Genomic DNA, 8,073 nt, shown 5'->3' on the forward strand with positions numbered 1-8,073 from the left:
GGCGAAATCCGGGCGGGGGCCGCCGGGAGGCGCCTCCGCCGTGCGACCGTCGAGGGGGAGGCGCAGCGATGGGACACGTCGAGCGGGGCGAGGGCGGGGCCGGGCGCGGCCGGTACGCGGCCGGGGGCGTCCTCGCGCTCGCGGTGGTGCTCGGCACGGTCGCGGCCGCGCCGCCCGCGCAGGCGCCGCCCCCTGCCGTCGAGGCCGACGAGGCGCCCCGGACCCCCGGCCCCGGGTGGACCGTCGACGCGACCAACGTCGGGCTCGCCCCGCTCGGGCTGGACTGCGCGAGCCTGCCCGAGTACACCGGCACCCAGCACCCCGCGCCGGGCACGGTGATCCGCGAGCAGCGGATCACCGGCGAGCTCGACCTGTCCGCGGGCTCGATCGTGGTGGAGCGCAGCTGCGTCCAGCCGACCCCGGGCGCCGTGCCGCGGGGCGAGCCGGCGCTGTCCACGGCGAGCTGGGGCACGCACCGCGCCACCCCGACCAAGGTCGTCGTCCGGGACAGCGAGTTCGACGGCTCGCTGCTCGACGGGCCCGCCGAGGCCGCGTACGTGGGCCCGTTCCAGGGCATCGCGGACCTGCAGCGCAACTACGTGCACGGCTTCGGCAGCGGGCTGTCGCTGTTCGGCACCGGGGACCACCTCGACGCGCTCGTCGAGCACAACTACGTCACCGACCTGGTGGCGTACGGCGACCCGGGCACGGACGGCAACCACTCGAGCGCCTTCACGGTGCGCGACTTCGACGGCCGGCCCGACCGCCGGCTGATCGTCCGCGACAACCGCTTCGACGAGGACACGGCGAACGCCACGGGGGCGTTGTTCGTGCAGCCGTACGCGGGGGAGATCCGGAACCTCCTCGTCGAGCGGAACCTGCTGGAGGGGGAGGGCTTCCAGCTCATCCTGCAGGAGTACGAGGGCCGGTCGTACACCGGCCTGCGGGCCGTCGACAACCGGATGACCGACACGGGCGAGGGCGCCACCTACGCGTCGAGCGGCCCGGGGTGGGAGCAGTGGGTGGACAACGCCGCCTACGACCCGGACGCCCCCGACGGCCGCGGGATCCCCGTGCCGGAGCCCGAGCCCTGGGAGTGACCGGCGCCGTCCGCCGCGAGGGCGTGCGCGGCCTCGGGCGCGCGCCTCGGCACGACGTTCCCCGCGGCGCCGCAGCAGCCCACGACCAGGAAGAACGTCGAGACGGACATCGTGAACGAGATCGCGTCGAAGAACGCCATGAGGAGCATGACCGCGCTGACCGACGCGACCAGCGCCCGGGACTGGCTGCGCAGGGCGGTGTCGGTCGCCCGGTGGCTCGCCCGCAGCGCCACGACGACGGCGGTCGCCGCGAGGCCGATGACGGCGAGGACGCCGACGATGCCGATCTCGATCAGGAGGAGCAGGTAGGCGTTGTCGAGGATCCGGTAGGACGGGAGGAAGGTGCCGAGGCCGCGGCCGAAGGGCTGGAACCGCGAGGCGAGGTCGAACGCGATGCCCCAGTTGTCGACCCGTGACTCGGTGCTGGAGTCCCCGCCGGTGAACATGTAGCGCAACGTGCTGAGCATGCCCGGCACGAGCACCTGGACCGCGGCCAGCAGCAGCACGCCGGCGACCGCGAGCCGGACCTGGACCCGGCGCGGCCACGACGGCGCGAGCACGAGGATCCCCGCGGCGGTGCCGAGGATCGCGGACCGGGAGACCGCCAGCAGCGACGCGAGGATCATGGCCGCGCTCGGGTACCAGCGCCGCAGCCGGGAGCCGGGGCGCGAGTACAGCGCCGCGTTCAGGGCGAGGGGGATGGCCGCGGCCAGCACCGTCGCGTACTCCAGCGGGTGGGCGGCCATCGCGCTCGCCCGGACGAACCCGCCGCGGTCGCCCAGGTCGACGGCGTCCGCGGTGACGCCGGGGATCGGGAGGCCCGCGAGGAGCGGCTGGCCGGTGACGAACTGCGCCAGCCCGAGCGTGGCCATCAGGCCGCCGGCGATCACGATGCGGTGCACCAGGGCCAGGAAGCGTTCGGGGGTGCGCACGCAGTCCGTGGCCAGCAGGGCGGGTCCCGTCCAGGACAGGAAGCGCAGCATCGTCGAGTCGGCCACGCTCTGCTCGAGCACGGGGATCCCGCGCATCCCCGCGAGGGCGTAGCTGATCAGGACGGCCAGGGCGAGCACGATGAGGGCGACACGCACCGGCTGCGCGGGCCGCGGCGCGGGGCGGTGGCGGGAGATCTGCTCCCACACCCACCAGCCGAGGCACGCGAGGCCGACCAGGTTCGACGGCCGCCCGAGCGAGCCGAGCCCGTCGATGGAGCCGGCGGACGGGAAGGCGTACAGGCTGACCATGTACACGGTCAGCAGACTCACGGCGTCGAAGCCGCGCACCGACCACCCGCGGGCCGCCGCGGGCGGGCGCGCCCCACCGGCGGCGGTCGTCATGTGGGGTCGACCGACCTGCGCGTCCGCCGGTCCGCCGCCGGGCGGTGGTGGGTGGGGCTCGGCCGCGCGCGCCGGCGCGAGGCGGGCCGCCGGGGCGCGCTGTCGGGGATGCCGGCACCGGTGCGGACCGGGTCCCCGGCGAGGCTCTCGGCGAGCTCGTCCGACAGGCCGGGCTCCGCGAGCCCGCCACGTCGCCGCGCCCGGGCGAGGAGGCGCCCGTCCACGAACGCGGTCACCAGGAGGGTGACGAGCATGACGACGCCCGCGCCGGCGACCATGGCCTTGAGCTGTGCGCCGCGCTCCGTCGTGGGCTGCGCGGCGGTGGTGAGCTGCAGCATCGACGTGCGCGCGCCGCGCGGCGTGTCGACCTCGTCCTGCATGCGCCCGAGCTCCGCGTCGAGCGACGCGTTCGCGTCGGCGATCACGGCCGGCAGCGCGGCGGGGTCCGGCCCCGTGGCCTGCACGGTCAGCACCGGGCCGCTCGTGCCGACGTCGGCCGAGACGGCGAGGGTGGTGCCCGGGTACGGCTCCAGCAGCTGCGCCTGCACCTCGGGCGACATGACGGCGTACGTGAGGAGGTCGCGCTGCTGCGTGAGCCCCCCGAGGAAGAGGAACGGGTTGCTGCCCTCGAGGATCGTGGACTTCCCCGGGATGAGCACCGAGCTCGTCTGCATCGCGTACGTGACGGGCACCTGGGTGGTCGCCCCGTACGCCACCGCCGCGGCCGCCACGATCCCGCACAGGACCAGGTACCACCGTCGGCGGAGGATCATCAGGATGTCGTGAAGCTGCACGGTGCGTCCTTCGGTCCCGGCCGGCGCGGGCGGCCCGGGGGTGGGGCGCCCGGACCGGGACGTGTCATCGAGAGAGAGCGGTTCGGGGGTCGGTCGTGACGCGGGTCCGGGCACCTGCACGGGCTCCGCGCGCCATGTCCACGTCATCCGCCCTCCCGGGGTCGTACGACGCCTCGCCGCAGGGCGTTCACCCGGTCGACGGCCTCGCGCCCGCCGACGGCGAGCACGCCGCGCTTGACCAGAGAGCGGCCGTGGTCGCGGGCCGCCCGAGCCGGCGCCGCGACGAGCCGGTCGGCGACCACGCGGCGGCGAGCGACGGCGGCCGTCCCGTCGAGGCCGGCGACGAACCTCGCGCGGTAGGGCCGCGGGTCGACGAGCGTGCCGCGGACCCGGTTGCTGACGTTCGCCCCGTGGATCACCTGCAGCCACGCGGCGTCGCCGCCGAGGCGGACCGCCGGCATCTGCAGCTCGAGGCGGTTGTGCCAGTCCACCCAGCAGGTCACGGCGCCTGCGAACGGCTCCGCCACCGAGGCGAAGGCGTTCGACGGGTCGCGCCAGGCGTAGACGCGCTCGCCGCGCCGCACCAGGCCGTTCTCCAGGTACAGGGCGGCGCGGCCCGTCGTCGCCGCGCCGCCGGCGCGCAGCCGTGCGACGAAGTCGTCGGACACGGCGTCGTCGTTGTCGAGGTTCGTGGTGACGAGCCGGTCGGGCTCGTGCCCGAGCACGCCCACCACGTCGCGCAGCAGGTCGACGCGGTGCACCGCCTCCCGGCGGACAGGGTGGAACCTCCCCGGGCTCACGTCGTCGAGCCAGTCGAAGAACCACGCGGGGCTCTGCGGGTCGACGTACACGATCCACGCGAACGCGGGGTCGGTCTGGGCGGCGACGCTCGGCAGGCAGTAGCGCTCGAACAGCGCGGTCCGGTCGCGCAGCCACCCGGATTTCGCCCGGACGACTTTCTCGGCGCCCGCCGACGGCAGGTTGAACCGTGTGAGAATGACGTGGCTCAGGGTCTCGTTCACGGGGCCTCCGACGGGTGACTCACAGCGGTAGGTCGGCGATGACGTTCGAGGGGCTGCTCCGGGTGCTGCGGCACCGCTGGTACGTGGTCGTGCTGGGCCTGCTCCTCACGGCGGTCGCCGTCCTCGTGGCGGTCCGGCCGCAGCCCCTGTACTGGACCGAGGGCGACGTCGTGCTCGTCGCGCCGGGGGGGTCGCTGCAGCAGGCGCCCGACAGCTACTGGCGCGGCAACCTCATCGCGTTCGCGGGCGTGCTCGACCGGGAGCTGAACGGTGCCGCCCCGCCGCCCCGGATGAACTCCGCGCCCATCTACGGCACCGGGGTGCGCGACGGGTCCTCCGTGCGGCTGCGCAACTACGGCAACCAGTGGACGACGATGTTCGCGCAGCCGAACCTGACGGTCGAGGTCGTGGGCCCCGACGAGGCCGGCGTCGCGCGGCGGTACGACGAGGTCGTGGCGCAGGTGTCCGAGACGGCGCGCGCGCTGCAGCTCACGCAGGGCACGCGGACGCAGGACCTGATGACCGTGCAGCCGCTGCTGGGCGACCCGCCCGTCGCGTACGTCGGCTCCACCCGGGGCGGCAAGGCGCGGGCCCTGCTGGCGATCGGTCTCGTCGGGTCGTTCGTGAGCGTGTCGGGCGCGGTGCTCCTGGACGAGCGTGCGCGCCGCCGCCGGCTGCGCCGCGCCGCGGCCCTCACCCCCGCCCTCGACGGCGACCCGGTCGCGGGTCCCGACCCGCGGGCCCCTCTCGTCCCGACGGCCTGAGCCGGTCATCGCACCGGCTCCTGCGCGGGGTCCTGCTCCGGTTCCGCGGGCGCGGCGCGGAGGGACGCGGGGAAGCCGTCCCACCACTCGGCACGACGCCGCCAGGTGGCGGCCCACTTGCGCCCCCGCCCGGTGACGGCCGACCCGGCGGCCCGCAGGGCGACGCCCGACCGCAGCAGCGCGACGACCACCGGGGCGGCGACGGGGCCGAAGTGGGTGCGCGCGTAGAGCACCTTGCCCGCGAGGACGAGCGGGGTGCTGCCGCCGTCGGCGTCGGACGACGACTCCCCGCCGGCGTGCACGATCTCGGCGTCGGGCGTGATGACGGGCCGCAGGCCCAGGCCGCGCGCCCGCGCCGCGAGGTCGGCGTCCTCGCCGTAGACGAAGAACCGCTCGTCGAGCCCGCCGAGGCGCTCCCAGGTGCTGCGCTCGAGCACGAGCAGGCACCCCGTGACCATCCCGACCTCGCGCACGGTGTCGCGCGGCCACCGTCCGAGCGACTCCGGGTCGAAGAGCCGGGTGCGGCGGAAGAGGGTGGACGCCCCCGTGGCGAAGCACAGGGTGCTCCACACGGTCGGCAGGCCCCAGCAGGACAACGGCCCCGGGCTGCCGTCGGCCTGGACGGTGCGCCCGCCGTACAGCCCGTGGCCGGGGTGGGTCCGCGCGAACTCGAGCAGGCGGCGCAGCGCCCCGGGGCGGGACTCCGTGTCGGGGTTGAGCAGCAGCACCCACGGTGCCGTCGACCGGCGCACGCCCTGGTTGACCGCGGCGGCGAACCCGACGTTGACAGCGTTGCGCTCGAGCAGCACCCCGGGGTACCGGGCCGCGACGCGGTCGGCGCTGCCGTCCGTGGACGCGTTGTCCACGACGACGACCTCGTGCGCGACGCCGTCGAACGCGGCAGGGAGGGTGCTCAGGCAGCGCTCGACCCAGTCCGCGCTCTGGTACGTCACGACGACGACGCTCACCTCGGGGACGTTCACGCGGGCCGCCCTCCGCGCAGCGCGGGCGCGGGCGCCCGGGAGGTGTCGTCCCGGTTCCACCCGCCGACGCTCCCCGCGCGCAGCAGGCGGCGGGCCCGCAGCACGGCGGCCGCGTTCACGGCGGCGTAGACCGCGCCGGCGGCGACGAGCCGGGGCTCGGCCCGCACCACCTGGCGCCAGGAGGGTGCCGGGGGCCGCAGCGTGCTTCCCCGGGCGGCGAGCTGCCGGTTGCCGACCACGATCCGCACGCGGCGGCGGTACAGCGCCCGGAGCGTGCGCGGCGGGCGCACGCGGAACGTGGCCCCGGGCGGGTTGACGCGCTCGTGCTCGGCGAACAGGGAGTACACGAAGCCGTCGTCGGCGACCACCGGGGGGAACGTGCCGAACCGGGCCCTGCCGGCGGCGGACAGCCCGTAGACGCCCGAGCCGAGCACGTGGTGGCGGGCGTAGCCGAGGCGGGAGAAGACCGCGAAGTACGCCCGGGACGCGACGCCGCAGCCGCGGGTGTCGAAGGTCGGCACGGGCGCGGCGGACGGCGCCCCCGCGCGGAGCGCCGCGACCACGGCACGCAGGGCGTCCAGCGTGATGCCGACGTCGGCGTCGAGGTAGACCCGCGGCAGCACGGTCGCGGTGGCGTCGCCCGCGCGCAGCGCCGCGATCTTCGAGGCCTCGGCGACCTCCACCACGGTGACGCCGGGGAAGGTCGCGGCGACGCGGGCGGTGTCGTCCGTGCAGCCGTTGCACACGACGACGGTCTCGAGCTCGCCGGGGTCCGCGCGCGCGAGCTCGCGCAGCAGGTCGCCGAGGACGGCCGACTCGTCGTGCGCGGGGATCACCAGGCTCGCGCGGGGTGCGGGTCCGGCCATGGTGTCCCCCCTGCTCCCGGGCCGCGCACGCCGCGCGGCCACCGCGTTCGCAGAGTAGCCACGGCGGGGTGTCGCACAGGGGGTCCGGAGCCGATTTCATCCCCTGCCGTCGCGGCGCGGGAACGCGCTGACCTGGGACGACGTCGTCGGCGGGTGCGGGATTCACCCGGTCGACGTGTTCCGTCCGGGCGCACCGGCGTCGACAGTGGAGCGGAGGCCGGCGACCAGCCGCCGGCGGGACGGAGGACGCGGTGACGAGCACCCGGACGCCCCTCGGCACGGCGGGCCCGACGATCGCGGCGTCCGCCGACGTCGACGAGCGCGCGACGATCGGCGAGGGCAGCACCGTGTGGCACCTGGCGCAGGTGCGCGAGGACGCCGTCGTCGGCCCCGGCTGCACGATCGGGCGGGGCGCGTACGTGGGTCCGGGGGTGCGCGTGGGCGCGCGCTGCAAGCTGCAGAACTACGCGCTGGTCTACGAGCCGGCGGTGCTGGAGGACGGCGTGTTCGTCGGCCCGGCGGCCGTGCTGACCAACGACCTCTACCCGCGCGCCGTGAACCCGGACGGCTCCGCCAAGACCGGCGACGACTGGGAGGCCGTCGGCGTCACGCTCCGCGAGGGCGCGGCGGTGGGGGCGCGGGCCGTGTGCGTCGCGCCGGTGACGGTCGGCCGGTGGGCCACGGTCGCCGCGGGGTCGGTCGTGACGCGGGACGTGCCCGACTTCGCGCTCGTGGCGGGCTCGCCCGCGAGGCGCGTGCGCTGGGTGGGCCGGGCGGGCGTCCCGCTCGAGGCCGACGGCGACGGGCGGTGGCGCTGCCCCGCCACCGGGGAGACGTACACCGAGGCCGACGGCGGGCTCGCGCCGGACGCCCCCTGACGTCTCAGCGGCTCGCCGTCATCGTGCGGTCCAGCTCGGCCTCGACGTGCCGCGCGATCTCCAGCGACGCGGTGGCGGCGGGCGACGGCGCGTTGATGACGTGCACCTGCCGCGGCGCGGTGCGCACCAGGAAGTCGTCGACGAGGGAGCCGTCGCGGCCCACGGCCTGGGCGCGGACGCCGGCGGGGGCGGGGTGCAGGTCGTCGGCGGTGGTGCCGGGCAGCAGCCGCGCCACGGACGCGGCGAACAGGGTGCGCGACATCGAGCGGGCCACCTCCGCGGCGCCGGGCGCGAGGTTGCGCCCGGCCAGCCGCCACAGCCCGGGCCAGGAC

The 8,073-nt window shown here is 76.3% G+C and carries 8 protein-coding genes and 1 pseudogene; 3 read left to right on the forward strand and 6 right to left on the reverse strand.

The annotated features are described in order from the left end of the window. Positions 1 to 68: 68 nt before the first annotated feature. Entirely contained in the window at positions 69 to 1,100 is a 1,032-nt protein-coding gene (locus ACFWDO_RS14620) for a hypothetical protein (protein ID WP_380318522.1), read from the forward strand. Here the strand turns inward: ACFWDO_RS14620 and ACFWDO_RS14625 are convergent. The 3 genes from ACFWDO_RS14625 to ACFWDO_RS14635 form a co-directional block, all read right to left on the reverse strand. Beyond that, positions 1,037 to 2,434, reverse strand: a complete 1,398-nt coding sequence (locus tag ACFWDO_RS14625; protein ID WP_380318519.1) for an O-antigen ligase family protein — start codon at positions 2,432 to 2,434, stop codon at positions 1,037 to 1,039. The genes ACFWDO_RS14620 and ACFWDO_RS14625 overlap by 64 nt on opposite strands. Next, a complete protein-coding gene (locus tag ACFWDO_RS14630) occupies positions 2,431 to 3,228 on the reverse strand; it encodes a hypothetical protein (RefSeq protein WP_380318516.1) in 798 nt (265 codons plus the stop codon). Before ACFWDO_RS14630 ends, ACFWDO_RS14625 begins: the two co-directional genes overlap by 4 nt. Before the next feature lie 143 nt (positions 3,229 to 3,371). Then, entirely contained in the window at positions 3,372 to 4,250 is an 879-nt protein-coding gene (locus tag ACFWDO_RS14635) for a glycosyltransferase (RefSeq protein WP_380318513.1), read from the reverse strand. A 38-nt stretch (positions 4,251 to 4,288) separates the two neighbouring features. Here ACFWDO_RS14635 and ACFWDO_RS14640 point away from each other — a divergent pair, with 38 nt between their 5' ends. Next, entirely contained in the window at positions 4,289 to 5,014 is a 726-nt protein-coding gene (locus tag ACFWDO_RS14640; protein ID WP_380318510.1) for a hypothetical protein, read from the forward strand. Between the two features lie 5 nt (positions 5,015 to 5,019). On the opposite strand, the gene ACFWDO_RS14645 is transcribed toward ACFWDO_RS14640, so the two are convergent. Next, positions 5,020 to 5,997: a glycosyltransferase family 2 protein gene (locus ACFWDO_RS14645; RefSeq protein WP_380318507.1), complete on the reverse strand. Its 978-nt coding sequence runs from the start codon at positions 5,995 to 5,997 to the stop codon at positions 5,020 to 5,022. Further along, entirely contained in the window at positions 5,994 to 6,863 is an 870-nt protein-coding gene (locus ACFWDO_RS14650) for a glycosyltransferase (protein WP_380318504.1), read from the reverse strand. Before ACFWDO_RS14650 ends, ACFWDO_RS14645 begins: the two co-directional genes overlap by 4 nt. 251 nt (positions 6,864 to 7,114) lie before the next feature. Between ACFWDO_RS14650 and ACFWDO_RS14655 the strand changes: the two genes are divergently transcribed. Then, complete coding sequence (locus tag ACFWDO_RS14655) at positions 7,115 to 7,741, forward strand: acyltransferase (protein WP_380318501.1); 627 nt, start codon at positions 7,115 to 7,117, stop codon at positions 7,739 to 7,741. Between the two features lie 4 nt (positions 7,742 to 7,745). On the opposite strand, the pseudogene ACFWDO_RS14660 reads toward ACFWDO_RS14655, so the two are convergent. Continuing rightward, positions 7,746 to 8,073: pseudogene (locus tag ACFWDO_RS14660) on the reverse strand (L-2-hydroxyglutarate oxidase); the annotation flags it as partial.

The organism is Isoptericola sp. NPDC060185 (assembly GCF_042728595.1).
Lineage (GTDB): Bacteria > Actinomycetota > Actinomycetes > Actinomycetales > Cellulomonadaceae > Isoptericola.